At 45.8% G+C, this 21,785-nt stretch carries 22 protein-coding genes and 2 tRNA genes; 18 read left to right on the top strand and 6 right to left on the bottom strand.

Annotation, left to right across the window (positions count from 1 at the left end):
• Positions 1–6: 6 nt before the first annotated feature.
• From AYK67_RS02800 to AYK67_RS02780, 5 genes are all read left to right on the top strand, one after another.
• Positions 7–423, top strand: a complete 417-nt coding sequence (locus AYK67_RS02800) for a hypothetical protein (RefSeq protein WP_068082012.1) — start codon at positions 7–9, stop codon at positions 421–423.
• A 97-nt stretch (positions 424–520) separates the two neighbouring features.
• The gene (locus tag AYK67_RS02795) at positions 521–1,048 is read left to right on the top strand and encodes a rod-binding protein (protein ID WP_068082009.1); all 528 of its coding nucleotides are present in this window, start codon (positions 521–523) and stop codon (positions 1,046–1,048) included.
• 2 nt (positions 1,049–1,050) lie between these two features.
• Entirely contained in the window at positions 1,051–1,506 is a 456-nt protein-coding gene (locus AYK67_RS02790; protein ID WP_068082002.1) for a hypothetical protein, read from the top strand.
• Between the two features lie 6 nt (positions 1,507–1,512).
• Complete coding sequence (locus AYK67_RS02785) at positions 1,513–2,019, top strand: hypothetical protein (protein WP_068081999.1); 507 nt, start codon at positions 1,513–1,515, stop codon at positions 2,017–2,019.
• Positions 2,020–2,022: 3 nt separating this feature from the next.
• Positions 2,023–2,340, top strand: a complete 318-nt coding sequence (locus tag AYK67_RS02780; protein WP_156453027.1) for a hypothetical protein — start codon at positions 2,023–2,025, stop codon at positions 2,338–2,340.
• A gap of 121 nt (positions 2,341–2,461) precedes the next feature.
• Here the strand turns inward: AYK67_RS02780 and AYK67_RS02775 are convergent, their stop codons facing one another.
• The 3 genes from AYK67_RS02775 to AYK67_RS02765 all read right to left on the bottom strand — a co-directional run bounded on the left by AYK67_RS02775 (position 2,462) and on the right by AYK67_RS02765 (position 4,788).
• Positions 2,462–3,127, bottom strand: a complete 666-nt coding sequence (locus AYK67_RS02775; protein WP_068081989.1) for a GntR family transcriptional regulator — start codon at positions 3,125–3,127, stop codon at positions 2,462–2,464.
• 369 nt (positions 3,128–3,496) lie between these two features.
• The gene (locus tag AYK67_RS02770; protein WP_068081987.1) at positions 3,497–4,558 is read right to left on the bottom strand and encodes a M14 family metallopeptidase; all 1,062 of its coding nucleotides are present in this window, start codon (positions 4,556–4,558) and stop codon (positions 3,497–3,499) included.
• 17 nt (positions 4,559–4,575) lie between these two features.
• A complete protein-coding gene (locus tag AYK67_RS02765; protein WP_068081984.1) occupies positions 4,576–4,788 on the bottom strand; it encodes a SlyX family protein in 213 nt (70 codons plus the stop codon).
• A gap of 864 nt (positions 4,789–5,652) precedes the next feature.
• On the opposite strand from AYK67_RS02765, the gene AYK67_RS02760 reads away from it, so the two are divergent.
• The 7 genes from AYK67_RS02760 (at position 5,653) to trpB (ending at position 14,357) form a co-directional block, all read left to right on the top strand.
• Positions 5,653–7,242, top strand: a complete 1,590-nt coding sequence (locus AYK67_RS02760) for an ABC transporter substrate-binding protein (RefSeq protein ID WP_068081981.1) — start codon at positions 5,653–5,655, stop codon at positions 7,240–7,242.
• A 124-nt stretch (positions 7,243–7,366) separates the two neighbouring features.
• On the top strand, positions 7,367–8,380 hold the full coding sequence (locus AYK67_RS02755) for an ABC transporter permease subunit (protein WP_068081977.1): 1,014 nt from the start codon (positions 7,367–7,369) through the stop codon (positions 8,378–8,380).
• A 3-nt stretch (positions 8,381–8,383) separates the two neighbouring features.
• Positions 8,384–9,283, top strand: coding sequence for an ABC transporter permease subunit (locus tag AYK67_RS02750; protein WP_068081975.1), 900 nt, complete (start codon positions 8,384–8,386; stop codon positions 9,281–9,283).
• Positions 9,284–9,285: 2 nt separating this feature from the next.
• Entirely contained in the window at positions 9,286–10,128 is an 843-nt protein-coding gene (locus tag AYK67_RS02745) for an ABC transporter ATP-binding protein (protein ID WP_068081973.1), read from the top strand.
• Positions 10,128–10,964 carry an ABC transporter ATP-binding protein gene (locus AYK67_RS02740; protein ID WP_068081970.1) on the top strand — a complete coding sequence of 279 codons (837 nt, stop codon included), beginning with the start codon at positions 10,128–10,130 and terminating at the stop codon, positions 10,962–10,964. Before AYK67_RS02745 ends, AYK67_RS02740 begins: the two co-directional genes overlap by 1 nt.
• A 466-nt stretch (positions 10,965–11,430) precedes the next feature.
• Positions 11,431–13,014, top strand: a complete 1,584-nt coding sequence (locus tag AYK67_RS02735) for an ABC transporter substrate-binding protein (RefSeq protein ID WP_068081967.1) — start codon at positions 11,431–11,433, stop codon at positions 13,012–13,014.
• A gap of 128 nt (positions 13,015–13,142) precedes the next feature.
• Positions 13,143–14,357 (top strand): tryptophan synthase subunit beta, encoded by a 1,215-nt coding sequence (trpB, locus tag AYK67_RS02730; protein WP_068081966.1) that lies wholly within the window; start codon positions 13,143–13,145, stop codon positions 14,355–14,357.
• Between the two features lie 67 nt (positions 14,358–14,424).
• Here trpB and AYK67_RS02725 read toward each other — a convergent pair.
• The 3 genes from AYK67_RS02725 to gph all read right to left on the bottom strand — a co-directional run bounded on the left by AYK67_RS02725 (position 14,425) and on the right by gph (position 15,602).
• Positions 14,425–14,500, bottom strand: a tRNA-Val gene (locus AYK67_RS02725).
• Between the two features lie 21 nt (positions 14,501–14,521).
• A tRNA-Val gene (locus AYK67_RS02720) sits at positions 14,522–14,597 on the bottom strand.
• A gap of 330 nt (positions 14,598–14,927) precedes the next feature.
• Positions 14,928–15,602 carry a phosphoglycolate phosphatase gene (gene gph, locus AYK67_RS02715; protein WP_068081962.1) on the bottom strand — a complete coding sequence of 225 codons (675 nt, stop codon included), beginning with the start codon at positions 15,600–15,602 and terminating at the stop codon, positions 14,928–14,930.
• 221 nt (positions 15,603–15,823) lie between these two features.
• Here gph and rpiA point away from each other — a divergent pair, with 221 nt between their 5' ends.
• From rpiA to AYK67_RS02685, 6 genes are all read left to right on the top strand, one after another.
• Complete coding sequence (rpiA, locus tag AYK67_RS02710) at positions 15,824–16,513, top strand: ribose-5-phosphate isomerase RpiA (RefSeq protein ID WP_068081960.1); 690 nt, start codon at positions 15,824–15,826, stop codon at positions 16,511–16,513.
• Positions 16,514–16,572: 59 nt separating this feature from the next.
• Positions 16,573–17,088 carry a DUF2059 domain-containing protein gene (locus tag AYK67_RS02705; RefSeq protein ID WP_068081957.1) on the top strand — a complete coding sequence of 172 codons (516 nt, stop codon included), beginning with the start codon at positions 16,573–16,575 and terminating at the stop codon, positions 17,086–17,088.
• A gap of 160 nt (positions 17,089–17,248) precedes the next feature.
• Positions 17,249–18,625: a glutathione-disulfide reductase gene (gene gor / locus AYK67_RS02700; RefSeq protein ID WP_068081954.1), complete on the top strand. Its 1,377-nt coding sequence runs from the start codon at positions 17,249–17,251 to the stop codon at positions 18,623–18,625.
• A gap of 97 nt (positions 18,626–18,722) precedes the next feature.
• Complete coding sequence (locus AYK67_RS02695) at positions 18,723–19,313, top strand: gamma-glutamylcyclotransferase family protein (protein ID WP_082735600.1); 591 nt, start codon at positions 18,723–18,725, stop codon at positions 19,311–19,313.
• Positions 19,314–19,529: 216 nt separating this feature from the next.
• On the top strand, positions 19,530–20,888 hold the full coding sequence (locus AYK67_RS02690) for a class II 3-deoxy-7-phosphoheptulonate synthase (protein ID WP_068081948.1): 1,359 nt from the start codon (positions 19,530–19,532) through the stop codon (positions 20,886–20,888).
• A 185-nt stretch (positions 20,889–21,073) separates the two neighbouring features.
• Positions 21,074–21,649 (top strand): response regulator, encoded by a 576-nt coding sequence (locus AYK67_RS02685; RefSeq protein WP_208976197.1) that lies wholly within the window; start codon positions 21,074–21,076, stop codon positions 21,647–21,649.
• Positions 21,650–21,785 lie beyond the last annotated feature (136 nt).

Here is a 21,785-nt window from a genome sequence, read left to right as displayed (position 1 = left end):
GACGTAATGGCAGAACATAAACGCGTTCAGCGATTGCAACGCCTATTAAAACTACAAGAGCAGCGCGAAAAAGCTATACGCTACGAAATCGCTTTGATGGATAGCGAGATTAACGCGATAGAAGACCAGGAAACTGAAATGCTTTCCATGTGGGGGAAGCATGAAGGCCCGATACGTGAATTGGTCGATCAAACCATAGCAAGACGTATGCGCTCCTTCCAGCGTGATAAGTCCATTAAAAATGATTATAAACAATCATTACTTGAAGACTTGTTGGATTCTTCCAGAACAACCACAGTGGCCAAACGCCAACATAAAAAAGTGAAAACAGATTACTCCCGTAAACAAGAACGCAAAAACTTGATGGATATAACCGAACTCCAGTTTATTGCGGAAAGGTCAGTTACGGATAAGTCTCAATAAGTAACTTTCATCTCGGTTTAAAAGACCGGCACGAACCCTTTCAATAATTCGATTTGACGCCTGCCATTTGGTGGCGCGAAGAGCTGGGAAATAAAACATGTCGATTCAACCCGTCGGTGATCTGGTTCTTGATGTACTAAAAGAGGCAGACCCTTTAGCCTCTTCACGCGCCCGCCACGCTTTAGCCAGACCCGCTAAGGTTGCTGCAGATCTGCCTGTTGTTACCAATTCCGGAAATGTATTTGCATCAAATGGCAGTGACTTTAGCTTTGCTGACGAAATGCAAAAGGCTGAAAATAAACGTGCGCCATTATCTCCTCTTGCGCGTGGAGGTTTGTCCTCCTCATCCGCAGACGATGTAATTACAGCAATGCAAAACAATACAACCCAAAGAAAAGATAGCCATAAATTGGGTGAAAAGCTTGAAGCGGCTGTTTTGCAAACATTTGTGCAAAATATGCTGCCGCAAGAAATGGAAAGCGTGTATGGCGGTGGAACTGCCGGCTCTATTTGGAAGTCAATGATGGCCGAGCAATTGGCAAATCAGATCGCAAAAAATGGTGTCTTGGGGCTTGCTGATAAGGTTCTTCCTGATGCAGTACAAAAACAAGAAAATGAGGCTTAACTGTGCAGTCAAATTCCACCGATCTGGTAGCTGTTACTGAAGATTTATACGAACCAGCACAAGTTACGGAACAATCGACAGAACTTGTTGAAACTGAAGCGCCTGAAGTCCCGGAAACATTGATGGCTTTGTATGCTGTTGTTGATCGGTTGGACGGAGTTCTTGAAGATGAAAACACAAGGCTGTTAGCTTTTGACTCAATTGATTTGGAGGAATCAGCTTATCGCAAGGCAAAAGCGATGCTCGAACTGGAGCGTGCAGAGAGCTTTGCAAGGGCAACGCAATTGCCGGAGGAAGCTGAAGAAAAGCTCAATCAATTACGTGAGAGAATAGATCTCAATATGCGTTTGCTATCGACACAGCTTGAGGCCGTAAAGGGGATCACCGATCGGCTCACAGTGACAATGAAAGACCTTGATTCTGATGGGACGTATCAGGCTCCCTACGGAAACTGGTAGGATTCCATGCTGAAAATAATTATTACAAGTCTTTGGATATGTGCCGTAACTATAGCGGCAGGGTACGGTACTGCGCTGTACAAAACCTATTATGACCCGATGGTGAAGAAAGAAGCGCACATGGAAGGGCTGGATTATCAAAAGACCGACGTTATTAACGTACCGGTTTTGGATAACGGTAGTGTCCATGGTTACATTATTGCGCAATTTGTGTTTACGGTGGATGGCGAAACACTTTCGAAATTGGCTGTTCCACCTGAGGCATTTGTAATCGACGAAGCGTTTCGATTAATTTATAGCAAGGCAGATCCGGAATTTGCAAAACTTGAAAAAACAGAACTGCGCGATTTGACTGAAGAAATACGCCACCGTGTTAACGAGCGTTTTGGCGTTGAGTTAATTCAAGATTTGTTGGTGCAAGAGTTTACTTTCCACGTACCACGTGACATGCAATCCCAAAAAGATTCCCTAAAAGAATCTCTCAAGCCAGCGAATACAAATACCAATAGCTAATTGATGACTTGTAATTTTACGGTTGTACATCATGCCATGGGGCGCCTTGATGTGAATGCTGAGGGTCAAGATATTAAAGCCAATGCCTTAATTATCTTGCGCCCGACGCGTGCGCCCACAAGAAGTGAAATACTATACGCACCAGCCAAGATCAAAGATCATGGCGGCGGGACCTATGCAGCCGATACCCCCCATGGGGAAATTAGATTTCGCTTTACCGGAGTGTATGGTGCTGCTCCGTGCCGAATATCCTATAGTCAGTCCTACATGATATTGATGGGCGCGACAGGGCGTACAGCACGAATAGATTTAGCAAGGTAGCTTTCAGTGCCCGTGCCTTAAGGGGCGCATTACATGCGGTTTCAATCGGCTAAGTTATGCAAAATACCGTCTTCAAGGCGTAAAAAACCCGCTCGAAAGCGGGTTTTTCTGTTTGTAGTGGTTATTTTGCTGCATTTTCACGAGCAAAGCTGCTCAGGTGCTGCATCATTGCATCAGCTGCCTCTTGCGCAGCAGTTGGATCGTTTTTGGCAATTGCTTCAGCAAGGTTTTTATGCATTTGTGCTGAATCAACCAGCTTCTGGTTGCCACGAAATACGCTCCAGGCCCAACGACTCATTGTTTGCAGTGGTAAAATTGCTCGGGTAGTAAACGGGTTGCGCGAGGCTAGGGCTAAAATCTCGTCAAACACCTTATCAGCCCGCAGATAGCCTTTTACATCGCCAGCCTGTGCTTGAGCGACCATTTCGTCCGCACATGCCTGTAGTGCTTCCCTTTCTTCTTCGCTTGCCCGCTCTACAGCAGAAGCAACCAGCAAATTTTCTAGGGGGCTACGTGTTTCGAGTACCAAAACATATTCACTGGGAGCAATTTCAGAGACAAAAAGGCCTTTACGAGGGCGGATAACAATTAGCCCTTCAGTTGAAAGGCGCTTAATAGCTTCGCGTACAGGTGTACGCCCTATATCGGTGCGATCACAAAGGTCGCCTTCTGTTAAGGCCATACCTGGTACTAGGTCCAGATTGACAATCAATTCCTCGATAAGACGATAAGATTTATCAGCCAAACTTTCTTTCGTGTGCTTTGAGAGAATATCTTCAATCGCCATGGGTTTCTTTCTTTCCGTTTTGTCCGCTAGCGGGGGGCGGACGTTTAAACGTTAGGTTTAATTGCCGACTTCTTAAAATGGACGACCTAACGAATACTGTGATACTTTATCTAGCTCCGACTTTAAAAACCAAATGCTTACCTTAATAAAGCCCCTACGTGAAAGATGCGCAAACATGTCACAGTCTTTCGGAGCTATTGTAGCTTATGGCTAATTCTGTCCTAAACCTTAGCTAATATATCGGAGTTTATAATATTTTGCACATCCTAATTTGTAAAAATTTGTTGGTAGAATTTAAAATTACGCAATGGAAATATACGGTTTAGTAGTTATTGAGGCCACGAGAGTGGCGGCCTCAATAAGGAAAGGCTAACGAGCTTCTAGTATGCCCTGTCGATTGTCACGGCTTGGTTTCGTTCCAAGCAATTTCAGCAGATCATCTCCAGCACGTGTATAACGATGGGAGCGGCGTGTAAGCACAAGCCCACTTTGCGGCGCGAATATATCAACGTCTTTCTCGGGGGAGCCCGGTTGATGGATGATCGTTACGAGTTTATCGCCTTCTTCTACGATTGCTCCTGGTGCCACATGATACATAATCACCCCGCTGGTTGGAGCAGGCAGCATTTCGATATGTTGTAGTGGGACAGCCGGGCCACTATAATTGGCTGCTGTTTTAGTGCTTTCACCTTTAATGGTGCCGCGAGCCACAAGAAAATCGAAAATTCTGTCTGCATCCTTTTGAGCAAGTTCTAGATTAACATCACAAACACCACGCAACTCAAGCGTTGCAATAACAATGTTTTCCTGACGATCCTTTTCATACTCAGCACCGAGGTATGGGTGCAAGGCAGCGGCTTCAAATGGGCAATCTGCATCTCCTTGCCATAACAACACGGCATCAGCGTCCAACGAGGCAACCAAATCACAGGTTTGTGGCCAGAGCTCTTCAGCAATGTAAACATAGTTCAGTGACTCGTCATCACAGTGTAAATCAAGTATTATTTGATGCCCCAAAGACAATCGTGCCAAACGGTGCTTTAACCTTTGGTCGACGCTCAGCAGTTCTTCATTGGTATGTGCTAGTTTGCTCTCAGGCTTATCGAAGAGTGGATGCGCTCTATTATAATTTTCTCTTGTGGCACTATGAAAACGCCCATTCAGCTTTAAGAAGCTCCACTGAGCCGAGCCAATAGGGTTCGCTTGCGGTACAATCGTAATTTGTCCCAGTACTTTGCCGTCTTGTTCTGCTTTTCTGAGCTTGTTCATAAGGAAATGCAAAACAGCAGGACCAGGCAGTTCATCTGCATGTAGACCGGCTTGCAGGTACGCGCTTGGGGCTGTTGACGATATCCCTTCAAAGCGAAACCAGTTAAAGCTATAGGTAACACCTGTGGTGTCGCCATTTATTAATTCGATATTCTTTTTCATTTCGCTGTGGTCTCAGGTCAATAATGTGGCGGCTTTTCAACTTTAGGTGCTTCATCAATGAGATCTTGCAAATCGATGAGCTGTTCTTTAAGAGCGCCAATACTTGCAATGAGTCGATTCATCTTTTTTTGCTGATTAATCAATTCGTCATTCAACGCCTCGATCGTATCGGCCTGATGAGCGACGTGTATTTCTAAATCAACGATACGTGCTTCTAGCTCGGATTTCATGGGTATTTTCCGCATTCGGCTATGTATGGTCATCATGTGTAGGTGCTAGAGCACTTTATACAGCTCAAAGCATAGCTACAATATCATGTGAAGTGTATTGGGTGCTAGCACTACGCAACTCATGTTAAATCGAAAAACGAAATGTTGTTATGAGAATTGGCTTTGCCAGTATATTAGCTGATAAGTGTTTAATACATAATACATAAATTACTTTCTCTATTGCGTCTGGTAATAATAAATAATGATTACACAAAGAGAAACTCATTCGTATACATGGACTACTATTTTTTTATTTATTTATTATTTGAGGAAAGTTGATTTTTTGGAGTTTTGTTTATTAGTGCGTCTTTATTTTTTTTAGTAAGCGCCTTTTCACAATGTCCATTACTTGCATAAATTTTCTCCCTAGATAGCTATGTAATATTACCAACTATATATAAATACCGGAAATTTTTACTAGTTTAATTGGCTATATGAGAAACTTAATGAGGGAAAATAGGGTTACAGCGAACAAAAACACCTCAAGGCGGGTGTTTGGGCAATTATATGCTACTTTGCTATCTTGAATTGGTGCTTTGTACTTTGGGTTGGTTCTTATGTAGTGAGATAAGCCGAAGTCCGTGTCTACTTGAGGAATGTACACGCGCAATTGAAGGTCGCTGAATAGTTTTAGACGTGCCAAACGTCTCTGACCCTGTCAAAAACAAATCTGATCTTTAGGAAGTGTTGACGTCAGCATTTGAATTGATCTTCCCTTTTTATGTGACTCATGCACAAAATGCATATGCAATGTCATTGCGTGTAAGTCTGCGTTTTTGTTGAGTAAGCACCCCCATTGGGTGCCAATGATATAATGAGGGAAAAATGAACCTTTCACGGAAACTATTGGTCGGTGTTAGCTTGGCCGCAGCTATGAGTTTTGCAAGCCCTGTACTTGCGAAAACATTGGTATATTGCTCTGAAGGCTCTCCGGAGGGTTTTACACCAGCCTTGTTTACGTCTGGTACAACATTTGATGCCAGTTCACGTGCTGTTTATAATAAGCTGGTTGAGTTTAAGCCAGGAACCACAGAAATTCAGCCAGGGCTTGCTGAATCCTGGGATATTTCAAAGGATGGCTTGGAATACACATTCCACCTTCGTAAAGGCGTAAAATTCCATACAACAAAATGGTTTACGCCAACTCGTGAATTTAATGCCGACGATGTACTATTCTCTTTCAATCGCCAACGCCTGAAAGACCACCCTTACCATAATGTTTCTGGTGGTTCCTATGAATACTTCAGTGGCATGGGCATGGGTGATCTGATTAAAGATATCGTCAAGGTCGATGATTACACTGTTAAATTTATTTTGAACCGACCTGAAGCGCCGATGATTGCCAACTTGGCGATGGACTTTGCTTCTATCCAGTCAGCAGAATTTGCCGATAAAACCAAAGATAATAAAGATCTGTTTGATCAAAAACCTGTAGGTACCGGACCATTCCAGATGGTTGGGTATCGCAAGGATAGCTTGATCCGCTATAAGGCGAACCCAGACTATTGGCGTGGTGTGAATCCGGTTGATACGCTCGTATTTACAATCACCCCAGATGCTGCCGTACGCTATCAGAAGATGAAAGCGGATGAGTGTCAGGTTATGGCCTACCCAAATCCTGCAGATATTGCGGAAATGAAAAAGGATCCGAATATCAACTTGATGCAGCAAGAAGGGCTGAATATCGGTTATATGGCCTACAACACCCAGCAGGCTCCTTTTGATAATCCGAAAGTGCGCAGAGCGCTAAACATGGCAATCAATAAGCAAGCGATTATTGATGCAGTGTTCCAAGGCGCGGGTAAAATTGCTAAAAATCCGATTCCACCAACAATGTGGTCTTACAATAACGCTATTGAGGACGACAAGTACGACCCAGAAACTGCAAAGAAAATGCTGGAAGAGGCAGGTGTAAAGAATCTGTCTATGAAGCTATGGGCAATGCCTGTGCAGCGTCCGTACAATCCAAATGCACGACGCATGGCTGAACTTATGCAAGCTGATTTTGCAAAAGTGGGCGTAAATGTGGAAATCGTCACCTACGAATGGGGAGAGTACTTAAAGCGTTCTTCTCAGGTCGATCGTGACGGTGCGGCACTCTTAGGTTGGACTGGTGATAATGGTGACCCAGATAACTTCTTAGGCGTGTTGTTGTCATGCGATGGCATTGGAGGTTCCAACCGCTCGCAGTGGTGTAATGAGGAGTTCGATGCCTTGATTAAAAAGGCAAAATCCGTTTCAGATGTTAAAGAGCGGACAAAACTTTACGAAGAGGCACAAGTGGTCTTTAAACGTGAAGCTCCTTGGGCTACCATTGCACACTCTGTTGTTTCCGAGCCAGTCAGTGTACGTGTTAAAAACTACAAGATTGATCCGTTCGGTGGCCACAACTTCTATGGTGTCGACCTAAAATAAAATAATTTTCCGCTGGACATAACGTATCCCGGCGAGTATTCGCCGGGATACTTTTATGTTTATGTTCCGTGTCAGTGGCTTTGGTCACTGTGTGATCAACCCGCTAGAATAGTGTGACTGAAGAATGCTTCGTCTCATATTAAAAAAACTGGGGCTTCTCATTCCAACATTTGTTGGTGTGACCCTGACATCTTTCTTTTTCATCCGGTTGCTTCCGGGTGATCCAATTCTACTTCTGGCTGGTGAGCGTGGTGTAAGCCCCGAACGCTATCAGGAGCTAATGGTGCAGTTCGGATATGATAAACCGATATTCGTTCAATACCTGAATTTCTTGATTGATCTCTTTCATGGGGATCTGGGCGTGTCATTTTCTACCAAGCAACCGGTGGTACAAGAGTTCTTCACGCTCTTTCCGGCGACAGTAGAACTAGGCGTGTGCGCAATTATCTTTGCGGTCGCCTTTGGTTTGCCCGCTGGTATATTTGCAGCCATCCGTCGCGGTAAAGCGGTTGACCATACTGTTATGTCAACCGCTCTTGTTGGCTACTCCATGCCCATCTTTTGGTGGGGGCCAATGCTGATAATTATCTTCTCAGGCTTTCTTGGTTTAACGCCGGTATCCGGTCGCATCTCCAATATGTTTTGGATAGAGCCAACCACCGGTTTCATGTTGATTGATACGTTGTTCTATTCAGATGAACAGGGAGCATTTCTATCAGCTGTTCAGCATCTGATTTTGCCAACCATCGTGTTGGGCACCATTCCTCTAGCTGTGATTGCGCGTCAAACCCGCTCGGCTATGTTGGAGGTGCTGGATGAAGATTTTGTGCGCACCGCACGTGCCAAAGGGTTGTCTCCATTCCGCATTATTGGCATTCATGCACTACGAAATGCTTTAATTCCGGTTGTGACTGTTATTGGGCTGCAAATTGGTGTTCTGTTCGCAGGCGCTATCCTCACAGAAACCGTTTTCTCTTGGCCGGGCATCGGTAAGTGGATGGTAGACAGCATCTTCCGCCGTGATTATCCGGTGGTGCAGGGCGGTCTACTCATGATTGCGGCTATCATTATGATTGTGAACTTGATCGTAGATTTAACATACGGTTTGGTGAACCCGAAAATCAGGCATACGGAGTAAGGCATGAGCGACGTTTCTACAGAAGTAAAAGCGGATACACAGCTGGATCTCCTCGTGAATTTCTGGCGTCACTTCCGCACCAACAAAGGTGCTGTATACGGCCTGTACTTTTTTGTGGCGCTGGTATTCGTTGCCATTTTCGCACCACTCATTGCACAGCATAGCCCGATTGAACAATACCGTGATGCTTTTCAGCAGCCTCCTGTCTGGATGGATGGCGGCAGCTGGAAGTTTATCCTCGGAACGGATGCTGTGGGGCGCGATATTCTATCACGTATAATCTATGGTTCGCGCTACTCCTTGTTTGTTGGCGTTATCGTGGTTTCAATTGCCTTGATCGCCGGTATCTTTTTAGGCTTGCTTGCGGGGACGTTCCGCGGTTGGGTGGATACTGTGATCATGCGCATCATGGATATAATCCTCTCATTCCCATCACTATTGCTTGCGTTAGTTTTGGTTGCAATTTTGGGGCCTACACTCGTAAACGCCATGATAGCAATTGCCATCGTGCAGCAGCCATATTATGTGCGTCTTACACGTGCTTCGGTTATGTCAGAAATGAGCCGTGAGTACGTCATGGCCGCACGTGTTTCCGGTGTGCGTACTCCGCGCCTAATGTTCAAAACAGTACTACCAAACTGTATGGCTCCGCTAATTGTGCAAGCAGCGCTCTCGTTCTCGACAGCAATTTTGGATGCAGCTGCACTTGGCTTCCTTGGTGTAGGAGCGCAACCACCAACACCAGAGTGGGGTACTATGCTCGCCGAATCTCGTGAATTCATTCTGTCCTCACCATGGATAATGGCTTTCCCGGGGCTTGCCATATTGTCCACAGTGGTTGCTATCAACCTGATCGGTGACGGTTTGCGCGATGCACTTGATCCTAAGTTGAAAAGGAGCTGATTATGGCGCTTCTTGAAATTGAAAACTTAACGGTCGAGTTCGATACTGTAAACGGTCGTTTTAGAGCTTTGAATGGCGTGAGCTACTCCGTTGAGGCTGGTGAAGTGCTGGCTGTTGTGGGAGAAAGTGGCTCGGGTAAATCTGTCGCCATGCTTGCAGTTATGGGTCTATTGGCAAACAATTCCCATGTTTGGGCGGACAAATTGATGTTTGAGGGGCAGGACCTTCTCACGATGTCGCCCAAACAGCGCCGCAAAGTCATTGGTAAAGATATCTCCATGATCTTTCAGGAGCCAATCGCCAGCTTGAACCCTTGTTTTACTGTGGGCTTTCAAATAAGCGAGACCTTGAAAGAGCATACACAGCTCAATCGCAAACAGCGTCATGAGCGTGCGGTTGAATTGCTAGACTCTGTTGGCATGCCTCAACCTGAAAAAGCGCTGAAAAAGTTCCCGCACCAGATGTCGGGCGGGCAATGTCAGCGCGTCATGATTGCTATGGCTATTGCGTGTCGCCCGAAACTGCTCATAGCAGATGAGCCGACAACGGCTCTTGATGTGACAATTCAAAAGCAAATCCTTGATTTGTTGTTGGAGTTGCAAAAAGAAAGTGGCATGGGCTTAATCATGATTACCCATGATATGGCTGTAGTTGCCGAAACTGCGGATCGCGTTGTGGTGCAGTACAAAGGCAACAAAATGGAAGAGGCGGGTGTTTTGGACCTCTTTGAAAGTCCAAAACACGCTTATACCAAAGCCTTGCTATCGGCGTTGCCGGAAAATGCGACTGGAGATCGTTTGCCAACTGTTTCAGATTTCCACCTTGAACAGGGAGGAGCATCATAATGGAACAGAATAAAGATATTGTTCTAGAGGCGCGAAATCTCGTACGTGAATATCACACCAAAGAAGGTCTGCTCGGCAAACCTGTTGTAACCCGCGCTCTGAAAGGCGTGAGCTTCCAGTTGGAGCGTGGTAAAACTCTTGCTGTGGTTGGTGAAAGTGGTTGCGGTAAATCTACGCTCGCCCGCATATTGACGATGATAGATCCGGCTACCACTGGGGAGCTTCTCATTGGTGGTCAGCCCATTGATATTCGTAGGCAAAAGCTCACTCGTGAGATGCGTCGTAAAGTGCAAATTGTTTTCCAAAACCCGTATGGCTCGCTTAATCCGCGCCAAAGGGTCGGAGATGTACTGACCGAACCGTTGATGCTAAATACGGATATGACACCGCAGCAGCGCCGCGAATACGCAATGGATATGCTGGTTAAGGTGGGGCTGGGTCCAGAGCACTACAATCGTTATCCGCACATGTTCTCGGGCGGGCAGCGTCAGCGTGTAGCAATTGCACGCGCTTTGGTGCTTAATCCAAAACTGCTGATTTTGGATGAGCCGGTATCCGCGCTCGATTTGTCCGTTCAAGCGCAAATCCTCAACTTGCTGGCAGATTTACAAGACGAGTTTAATCTAACCTACTTGTTCATCTCCCACGATTTGTCTGTTGTGCGTTATATCGCTGATGAGGTGATGGTAATGTACTTTGGTGAAGTTGTTGAGCATGGTACGCGTGATGAGGTGTTTGGTAATCCTCAGCACGACTATACCAAGACATTGTTTAACGCGACACCACAGGCGGATATCGCTCATATCAAAAAGCGCTTGCAAGCACAGCATAGCTAAACTGTAGTTATTCAAAAAAAAGAAAAGCCGGCCCTAGGGTCGGCTTTTTTTGTCAAAAACTTTAAAGCTATTGCCGAGAACAACTTTTTCCGCAAAGAGAGAATAAAACTCTTTGAAGGGCGAATTGGTAATAATGTTTGCAATGTGCTTAAAAAATATACAATAAATTTCTACTGTAGGTATATAATATTAGTTATTATCGGGGATTTCGCTCATTTAGAGGGAGATTTTTCCAAAAAACATGTCTAGTGTAAGCACTTAGATTCTTATGGTTGCGGTGAAAACATATTCACGTTTTAGGTGCTGTTTGCATATTCGTTGTGAATGGCAAAGTAATACTGTCTTAACTTAATAATCCCGGTCAACAGGGAGTAGTTGGCAGGCAATCATAGGAAGAAAGAAAACTGCCATAGTGTAGTGGAAGAGTTTACTCTTCAAAATCACCTATAAGTCTGGGGGACAGATAGTGAAAAAATCTTTTCTTTTAGCCTCTGTTTTTGCAGCCTCTGCTGTATTGGCAGCACCTGCAATGTCAAAAACACTGGTTTATTGTTCAGAGGCCTCTCCTGAGGGGTTTACGCCTTCTCTTTTCACAACCGGCACAACGTTTGATGCATCTGCCCGTCAAGTGTTTAATAAATTGGTCGAGTTTGAGCGCGGTACAACCAAAATTATTCCAGGTCTAGCTGAAAGCTGGGATATATCTGAAGACGGTTTGGAATACACATTCCACCTTCGTAAAGGTGTAAAATTCCATACAACCAAGGAATTTATGCCATCACGCGACTTTAACGCTGATGATGTTCTGTTCTCGTTTAACCGTCAGGGCGATGAAAATCACCCTTACCATAAGGTGTCAAATGGCTCCTACGAGTACTATAACGCTATGTCCATGCCGGACTTGATTAAGGAAATTCAAAAGATTGACGACTATACGGTCAAGTTTGTATTGACCCGTCCTGAAGCGCCAATGATTGCCAACTTGGCTATGGCGTTTGCGTCAATCCATTCCGCCGAATATGCGGATAAAATGTCAGACAACAAAGAAATGTTTGACCAAAAGCCAGTTGGTACTGGTCCTTTCCAATTGGTTGCCTATCAAAAAGACGCGATTATTCGCTATAAAGCCAACCCAGATTACTGGAAGGGTAAGGCATCAATCGATAAACTGGTTTTTGCAATCACGCCGGATGCAGCAGTTCGCTATCAAAAGTTGAAAGCGGGTGAGTGTCATGTGATGCCGTATCCGAACCCTGCTGACCTAAAAGCGATGAAGGCTGATGAAAACATCAACCTCATGCAGCAAGAGGGTCTGAATGTGGGCTATTTGGCTTACAACACGCAGATGGCACCATTCGATAACCCGAAGGTGCGTAAAGCGTTGAACATGGCAATCAATAAGGAAGCAATTATTGATGCAGTGTTCCAAGGTGCCGGTAAAGTCGCCAAAAACCCGCTGCCACCAACAATCTGGTCATATAACGATGCCATCAAGGACGATCCGTTCGACCCGGATGCTGCGAAAAAGATACTCGCTGAAGAAGGTGTTAAAGACCTTAAAATGAAGGTCTGGGCAATGCCTGTCCAGCGTCCTTACAACCCGAATGCACGTCGTATGGCTGAATTGATTCAGGCAGACTACAAAAACATTGGTGTTGATGTTGAAATCGTTTCCTACGAGTGGGGTGAATACCTCAAGCGTTCGAAAGAAAAAGATCGTGATGGCGCAGTTCTACTTGGTTGGACAGGTGATAATGGTGACCCTGACAACTTCCTCGCTGTTCTGTTGGGCTGTGATGCCGTTGGCGGGTCAAATCGCGCCCAGTTCTGTCATGCAGATTTTGATGAGTTGCTTCAAAAGGCTAAAGTGACCTCAGATCCTGCCGAGCGTACCAAGCTTTATGAGCAAGCTCAGGTTGTCTTTAAAGAGCAAGCTCCATGGGCGACCATTGCACACTCTGTGGTTTCCGAGCCGATTTCTGTCAAAGTAGAAAACTACAAGATTGACCCGTTCGGGGGTCACATTTTCTACGGTGTTGACTTGAAATAAGCCAAAATAAATTGACCTACGAAAACCCGGTGCTTGCACCGGGTTTTTTGCGTTAATCTGCGTCTTATTACTAATGGCCTATTAAGGGTGGATTAGGGCAGGGTGGGTGATCTAAACAAGGGGAAATAATGAAAAATTATCTGAAACAATTTCCAGACTCGAATGGCTATTTCGGGCAGTTCGGCGGTGCATTTATTCCGCCTCAGCTTGAGCCACACTTTAAGGAAATTGCTGAATCATATGAGCGTATTGCTGGCGACTCCAGTTATATCAATGAGCTGCGTTACATCCGTAAACACTTTCAAGGGCGGCCAACGCCTGTATCTCACCTGCGTAATCTTTCAAGACGCTTGGGGGGAGCAAATATCTACCTGAAGCGTGAGGATTTAAATCACTCCGGTGCGCATAAGCTTAATCATTGCATGGGTGAGGCGCTGTTGGCCAAGCACATGGGTAAAAAGAAGCTTATTGCTGAAACAGGGGCGGGACAGCATGGCGTGGCGCTTGCAACTGCTGCAGCCTACTTCGATATGCAATGCGAAATACACATGGGTGAGGTGGATATAGCCAAAGAACACCCCAATGTGGTGCGTATGAAGCTGTTGGGGGCTGAAGTGGTGCCGGTTGGCTTTGGCGGCAAAACCCTGAAAGAAGCGGTCGACAGCGCATTTATGTCCTATTTGGATCAAGGGGATGAGGCAATCTATGCCATTGGCTCTGTGGTTGGACCGCACCCGTTCCCGAAAATGGTTCGTGCTTTCCAGCAAGTGGTGGGTGAGGAAGCGCGCGAGCAATTTATCGAAATGACTGGGGAGCTTCCCGATCATGCGGTAGCTTGTGTTGGCGGTGGGTCCAATGCAATGGGCTTGTTTGCCGGCTTCATAGAAGATGAAGCTGTTTCACTCCATGGCGTCGAACCGCTTGGAAAGGGGCCTGAATTAGGTCAGCATGCTGCAACAATGACCTACGGCAAGCCTGGTGAAATCCATGGTTTCAAGTGCTTGGTTCTTACCGATGAAAATGGCGAGCCTGCACCCGTGCACTCCATAGCTTCGGGTTTGGATTATCCAGGTGTTGGTCCGGAGCACTCTTATTTACATGAGATCGAGCGGGTGAACTATCAGGCTGTAACCGATGAAGAAACGTTGAATGCCTTCTGGGCGCTTTCTCGTTATGAGGGGATAATTCCGGCGTTGGAAAGCTCGCATGCTGTGGCCTATGCTTTGAAAATGGCACCGCAAAAGCCTGGGGAAACTATTCTGGTTAATCTGTCCGGACGTGGCGATAAAGACTTGGACTATGTCGCAGATAACTTTGGTTTTGGGGAAGATTTGAACTTGTAGAAATTGAATGCCGGGGGCGCTTCGGCGCTTCTGGCAATTCTCTTAAATAATGTAAATGAAAAGAGAATGGTGGGCGATGAGAGACTCGAACTCCCGACATCTTCGGTGTAAACGAAGCGCTCTACCAACTGAGCTAATCGCCCCCGTGCGGGGACCCTGTTAAATGGTGGGCGATGAGAGACTCGAACTCCCGACATCTTCGGTGTAAACGAAGCGCTCTACCAACTGAGCTAATCGCCCCCAAGGGGTCGCCGTCTGGCGTGAGGAGGTATTTAGGTGTTTTAGCTTTCTCGTGCAAGAGCTAAATAAAGTTATCCAAAACCTCTGAGCGCAAATCACAGGCAACACAATAATAATCAGCAAAAACAACGAGTTAAGTCGCTGCGCTGAATCAATTTATCAATCAGATAAAATGCCGCAATAAACAAAGGAAAGACTAAATTCTGCATTTAAAACAGATAGTTAACTGTATGTTTTGAATCACTTTATGAGCAGGCAGTCTGTAGAGGAAATAAAAAAAAAGCGCCGGCATTTGCCGGCGCATATTCAACAGAAACTGTAATTGGAAACTTATTCTGCGTTTGCAAAACTATCGATAGCATTTTCCAGTTCATTAAAGTGTGAAATCACCACATCCGGTTTCAATTCAATAACTGGTACGTCGGTATATCCAAAATCCACAGCAATGACAGGCAGTCCAGCATTACGTGCCGCTTCAATATCCGTACGAGAATCCCCAATGAATACAGAGCCGCGTTTTGTGCCGCCAGCCATATCTATGGCACCAAATACCGGCATGGCATCGGGCTTATTTTTGGAAAATGTATCCCCACCCACAACAGCATCAAATAACTGTTCAATACCAAGAGCGCGAATAAGTGGCTTTGCCAAACCTTCAAGTTTGTTGGTGCAAATTGCCAGTTTCCAACCCTTGTCCTTTAAAGCTTCAAGCGCTTGAACGGCACCATCAAATGTATGGGAATGAACGCAAATATGCGCTTCATAGTACTTAACGAAACGCTCAAGCATGGGTTCAACTACTTCAGCCGAAGGCTGAACTTTATTATACTCAAGGCCTCTTTCAACCAGCACCTTAACGCCAGCGCCGACCATTCTCCTAACCCTGTCAGCTTCAATTGCTTCAAAGCCAGCATGTTCAAGAGCATGGTTGAGCGAGGCAGTTAAGTCACCCATTGTTTCGACAAGGGTGCCGTCAAGGTCAAATACCAGAACTGGTCCAGTCATATTTTCGCCTGTTTAATGTTAAAAGTCGGGCACACACTATCGATTTCGCCTCATCTGTCAAATTGTAAAGGCTGCGAAACATTAGCACAGGGGAAAGAAAGTTGGCGAGGCGGTAGAGCTGTGATAAGCACGTCGTTGAGACGACAATATTTTTCTTGCAACGAGCAAACCAACGCGGTTGATTAAATATCTGAAAATGCTGAGCAAGGTTAGGGGGGGATATGTCTGAGAACTTGAAAGCTAAAGCTGCTGCCGAAGCCTTAAAAGATGTGCAAAGTGGTATGCGTTTGGGCATTGGTACCGGCTCTACGGCCAATGAAATGATTAAAATTCTCGCGGAAAAAGTTGCAAATGGCCTGGATATAGTTGGCGTACCAACATCAACGGCCAGTGAGCAATTATGTCAAGAATTAGGTGTGCCTCTTTCGACATTAGACGAAACTCCCGAACTGGATTTGACCATTGATGGTGCAGACGAAGTGGATTCGCAGCTCACACTGGTTAAAGGTGGTGGCGGCGCTTTATTACGTGAGAAGATGGTTGCAATGGCCTCTAAAAAAATGAGCGTTATTGTGGACGAGAGTAAAATGGTTCCGCATTTGGGATCATTCCCGCTTCCCATAGAGGTTCAAAAGTTTGGCTTGGCTGCAACCCGCGGCGCACTATTGAACCACTTTGCCAACTCAGGTGTGGCAGGTGAGTTGGTGTTAAGGCAAAAAAACAGCACTCCCTACATAACCGACAATGGCAATTATATATTGGATGCACACCTAAATGTGATTCATGACCCAGTAAAACTGGCTAGTGGCATGAATGATATACCTGGGGTTGTTGAACATGGATTGTTTGTCAATGTTGCCAGTACCGTCATTATTGCTGCAAAAGATGGAATAAAGCGCCTCGAAGCTTGAAGCTGAGCGCTAATGCTTTAAAGATAACGCAAAGAATTAAACTAGCAGGAGAGCTAATTATGCTCGCACCATTCAAATCAAAAATTATTTCTGCGATTACTGCTACGCTTATTGTGGGCAGTGTGAGCTTAAGTTCGGCATTTGCTGCTCAAGAGACATTTAAGATCTCCCACCTTGAGGCTGCGAAAAAAGTCGTCATTGCCATGCATACGACCGACGGTTTTGATAATATTCTTCCTGATATTGCCGAACGTACACGCACATTGTTCATCCGTTCTAACCCGGCTCTGAGCGATGATATTGACCGCATTGTCAATGAAGTGGCCATGAGTATGGTGGCGCGCCGCCCACTGCTCGATCGCGTAATCTACGAGGTTTGGGCAAGAAGATTTTCTGAAGATGAGCTAAACCAAATCGCGACCTTTTATAACACTGAAGCAGGCAAGAAACTTGCAATCGTAAACGGTCAAATTGCAGCCTTGTCCATCGGTGCGGCCAAGCAATGGAGCGACGCTTTAAGCACAGATATGGTGACCGAGGTTCGTAAAAAACTCAAAGAAGTCGCAAATAAGTAAATGATGGGCTTTTACTGTTCCGGTATTGTATATGGCTCACGCTATTCTGGAACTTGATATTAAGCAGTTTCTCAACCACATTTGGTGTGGGTAGTTTTATAAAAACCGTTACCCAATAAAAGGGTAGCGGTTTTTTATTAGAAAAAGGCAATGTCAACTCATGACCACATATGATTACGATCTATTTGTCATTGGAGCAGGCTCGGGCGGTGTGCGTGCAGCGCGTATTGCTGCCACATATGGCGCAAAAGTCGCAATTGCAGAAGAGTATCGATATGGCGGTACTTGCGTTATTCGTGGCTGTGTACCTAAAAAACTGTTTGTTTATGCTTCCAAGTTTGGCAAAGAGATGGAAGATGCAACAGGTTTTGGTTGGCATGTTCCACAAAAGCCAACATTTAATTTTGCCAAATTGGTACAAGCGAAAGATCGCGAAATAGCCCGGTTGGAAGGTATATACCGCCGTAATTTGGAAAACACCAATGTAGAGCTGTTTGATAGCCGTGCGGTTCTGGAAGGGCCTAATCAAGTTCGCTTGTTAGCCACAGGACAAACCGTCAGCGCAAAAAAAATACTCATTGCAGTTGGCGCAACCCCTAATGTGGATGCCGATCTAACCGGTGGCGAACACGTTATTACTTCGAATGAAGCTTTTCATTTGGAAGAGTTTCCTAAAAGTGTGGTCGTTGTCGGAGGCGGGTATATCGCGGTGGAGTTCGCCGGCATTTTTGCAGGGCTTGGCGCAAAAACAACCCTTATTTACCGCGGCGAGGAAATAATGCGCGGTTTTGATATGGATTTGCGCAAAACTCTGCATGAGCAAATGGTCCAAAAGGGCATTGAAGTCATTACCCAAGACACCATAACTGCTATTGAAAAAACGGCGGGCGGACTAAGTGTAACAACCAAATCTGGTAAAGGCATCAATGCCGAACAGATCATGTATGCTATTGGCCGTCGACCCAATACGGCTGGTCTGGGGCTGGAAACTGTCGGTGTTGAAACCGACAAAGGAGGGGCAATTGTTGTTAGCCCTGATTCGCAGACCAACATCGACAGCATCTATGCAGTGGGTGATGTAACCAACCGCGCCAACCTGACACCTGTTGCCATTCGTGAAGGACATGCATTTGCAGATACCGTTTATGGTGAAAAGCCTTGGACAGTCGATCATAGCCTGATACCAACCGCTATTTTCTCGCAGCCAGAAATTGGCACAGTTGGCCTCACACAAGAAGAAGCTGAGGCGCAATATAAAAATCTGGATATCTATAAATCGTCTTTCCGACCGATGAAAAGTACTCTGTCGGGACGCGAGGAAAAAATGCTGCTTAAGATGATTGTTGATGCAGATACGGATCGGATTTTAGGTGTACACATCATGGGGCCAGAATCAGGAGAACTCATTCAGATCATTGGTGTAACCATGGCAATGGCAGCAACTAAGGCAGATTACGATCGCACCATTGCTGTTCACCCCACTGCAGCGGAAGAGCTGGTGACCATGCGCACACCAACACAAACGATCCGCAACTAGATACTCGAACTACGAATGTGCAAGGGTTGGTGCAGATTGCGCCAACCCCTTTTTATAGGCACGCAATGGCTCCCATATTAATAATGGAATGAACATAATGGATTTTGGCTATTTTGGTTACGGCTCTTTGGTCAATACCAGAACCATACCGCCTCAAACGCGTTATTTTGCTTGTGAATTGAAAGGCTGGGTGCGCGAATGGCGCGTATGCGCCACATGGAATAACGAGTTAAATACGGGCGTTTGCGCCCTAACAGTGCGACCAGAAAAGAACAGCAATATTAAAGGGCTATACGTGCAAGACGACTATAAAAACTTGCAAAGCTTGGATGAGCGAGAGAGCCATTACGATAGAGTGCAATTACCTGAAAATCAGGTGACGGTAGAAGCGCAAAACCTGATTAAAAACGCAAGCTATATCTATCGTGCAACGCCGATGTTTAATCAGTGGGGAACAGCGCAGCATCCGATATTGCAAAGTTATATTGATTGCGTGCTACAAGGCTTCTTTGATTTTTGGGGTGAGGCGGGGATAGACCACTTTATGGAATCCACACGTGGCTGGGACAGTGTGCCCATATTGCACGATAGGAAAGCCCCCAAGTATGTGCGTGCCCAAAAATGCTCGGATCAGCTCATTGCACTAATTGATGATTATTTAAACAGGTACAACGTTTCTTATCTTTAAAACCGCGTTTACTTGCGTCCTGAGGTAAATATATTAGCATAACTTTGTTGAAGCCGAGAAAACTTCAATAATTCTAGCGCCCACAACGAAAAACGCTGCTTCCCTCAGCTCGTTTGCCCGTGTATAAGCTCCTTTGCGGCGTAATTACCGTATTTAAATCTAAATAATCCTGATGGATAAATGTGCTCAAAGCACTCGATAATTGGAGTTAATAACATGGCGGAGAATTGGACCCCGGATTCCTGGCGATCAAAACCTATCGTGCAGGTACCGGCTTATCCAGATAAGGAAGCATTGGCTGACGTCGAGAGTCGCCTGGCAACTTATCCGCCATTGGTATTTGCAGGTGAAGCACGCAAGCTAAAATCGCATTTGGCAGACGTGGCAGAAGGCCGTGGCTTCTTGTTGCAAGGTGGTGACTGCGCCGAAAGCTTTGCCGAGCATCATGCCGATCATATTCGCGATTTCTTCCGCGCTTTCTTGCAAATGGCTGTGGCGCTCACCTACGGTTCGCAACAACCCGTTGTTAAGGTGGGTCGTATTGCCGGCCAGTTTGCTAAGCCGCGCTCATCCGACATCGAGAAAAAGGGTGATGTGGAGCTGCCAAGCTACCGCGGTGATATCGTCAATGGCATTGAGTTCAATGCCGATTCGCGTATTCCTGACCCTCACCGTCAGTTGATGGCTTACCGCCAGTCTGCAGCAACGTTGAACTTGCTGCGTGCTTTTGCTCAAGGTGGTTTTGCTAACCTTGACCATGTTCATCAGTGGATGCTCGACTTTGTAAAAGACAGCCCGCAAAGCCACCGTTACCAGCTGATGGCTGACCGCATAACAGACTCGCTCTCTTTCATGCGTGCCTGTGGTATCGATCCGGAAAGCGCACCTCAGTTGCGCTCCACCGATTTCTTTACTAGCCACGAAGCTTTGCTGCTTGGCTACGAACAAGCGTTGACACGTATCGATTCCACAACAGGCGAGTGGTACGCCACATCCGGCCATATGCTGTGGATTGGGGACCGAACCCGCCAGGCTGACCACGCACATCTTGAATTCTTCCGTGGAGTTCAAAACCCGATTGGCTTGAAGTGTGGTCCATCCCAAACGCCAGATGGCCTGTTAGAGTTGATCGATATCTTGAATCCGAACAACGAAGCCGGCCGTCTCACGTTGATTACCCGCTTTGGTCACGAGAATGTTGAAAAGCATTTGCCAAAAATGATCCAGGCGATTGAGCGCGAAGGCCGTAAGGTCGTTTGGTCTTGCGATCCTATGCACGGTAATACAATCACGGCTAATGGCTATAAAACCCGTCCGTTTGAGCGCATTATGGGTGAAGTGGAAAGCTTCTTTGCTGTCCACCGAGCCGAAGGCACTCACGCAGGTGGTGTGCATGTGGAAATGACAGGTCGCAACGTAACCGAGTGTATGGGTGGCGCTAAGGAAATTTCCGCGGAAAACCTGGGTGACCGTTATCATACCCATTGTGATCCACGCTTGAATGCGGACCAAGCGCTTGAACTGGCTTTCACAATTGCCGAAAACCTGCGCAAAGAAACAGATGGGAAGAAATAATTTTTTCTTCCTATCAAGTTACATTAGGGCTTCCATTCGGGAGCCCTTTTTGTTGCACAAAACTCTTTTGGGTGAATTTTATTGATTAATTTTCAAATGGTGTGCAGTCTCCTGTAGTAACTCTTTAACTATGCGTGTTAGGATGCATTTGAATAATTCATCAACGAGAGAGAATGTGAGCAACTGTGGCCATTGAGCGTTTTGATTTTCGGCCATTTTCAGTACTGATTGCCGAAGATAATAACTATATGCGTTCGCTATTGCGTACGATGGTGGCCGGTTTTGGTGTGCGCAATATTTATGAGGCGCAAGATGGTGCCGATGCCATTGCTATTGCAATTGACAGGCGTCCCGATATCATTTTGTGTGATTGGATAATGCATCCTGTTGACGGCTTTGACTTCCTAAGAATACTAAGAGGTGATAGCGATAAGCAGGTGGCTTCAATTCCTGTTATTGTCATTAGTGCAGATGCAAGACAGTCTGTTGTTGTAAAAGCTGTTCATGCCGGTGTAAATCATTTTCTGACCAAGCCCCTTTCTCCGGCAACGCTCTATGAGCGGATGGTGGCAACGATTACGCACCCGAATTTCTTTCCAGAACTAAATGAGCAAAAAAAATCAACTATTTCAGCGCGCCTAGAGGATCATTTGAAAAAGCTGGAGCAGGCAAAAGCTTCTGGTCGTATCAGAAGCAATCAAAAAGAAATGCTGGATAGGCTTGTGAATCCGATCATTTCGGAGCGATCCGATATCTATTGATATTGCTTGAAATGCCCGGTTGTATGGCGCGGCTGCGACTTATGCTCAAATTGTGCAAAAATATGAAATCAAGCAATTGCAAGCATCCCAGTGGGCAGGCTAAAAGAAACAAAAGCAGTTCCCCCGCTGTTTACAC

The organism is Polycladidibacter stylochi, from assembly GCF_001562055.1.
Lineage (GTDB): Bacteria > Pseudomonadota > Alphaproteobacteria > Rhizobiales > Stappiaceae > Pseudovibrio > Pseudovibrio stylochi.
Note: the sequence above shows the minus strand (reverse complement) of the source record. Positions and strands in the feature narration are given on the sequence as shown.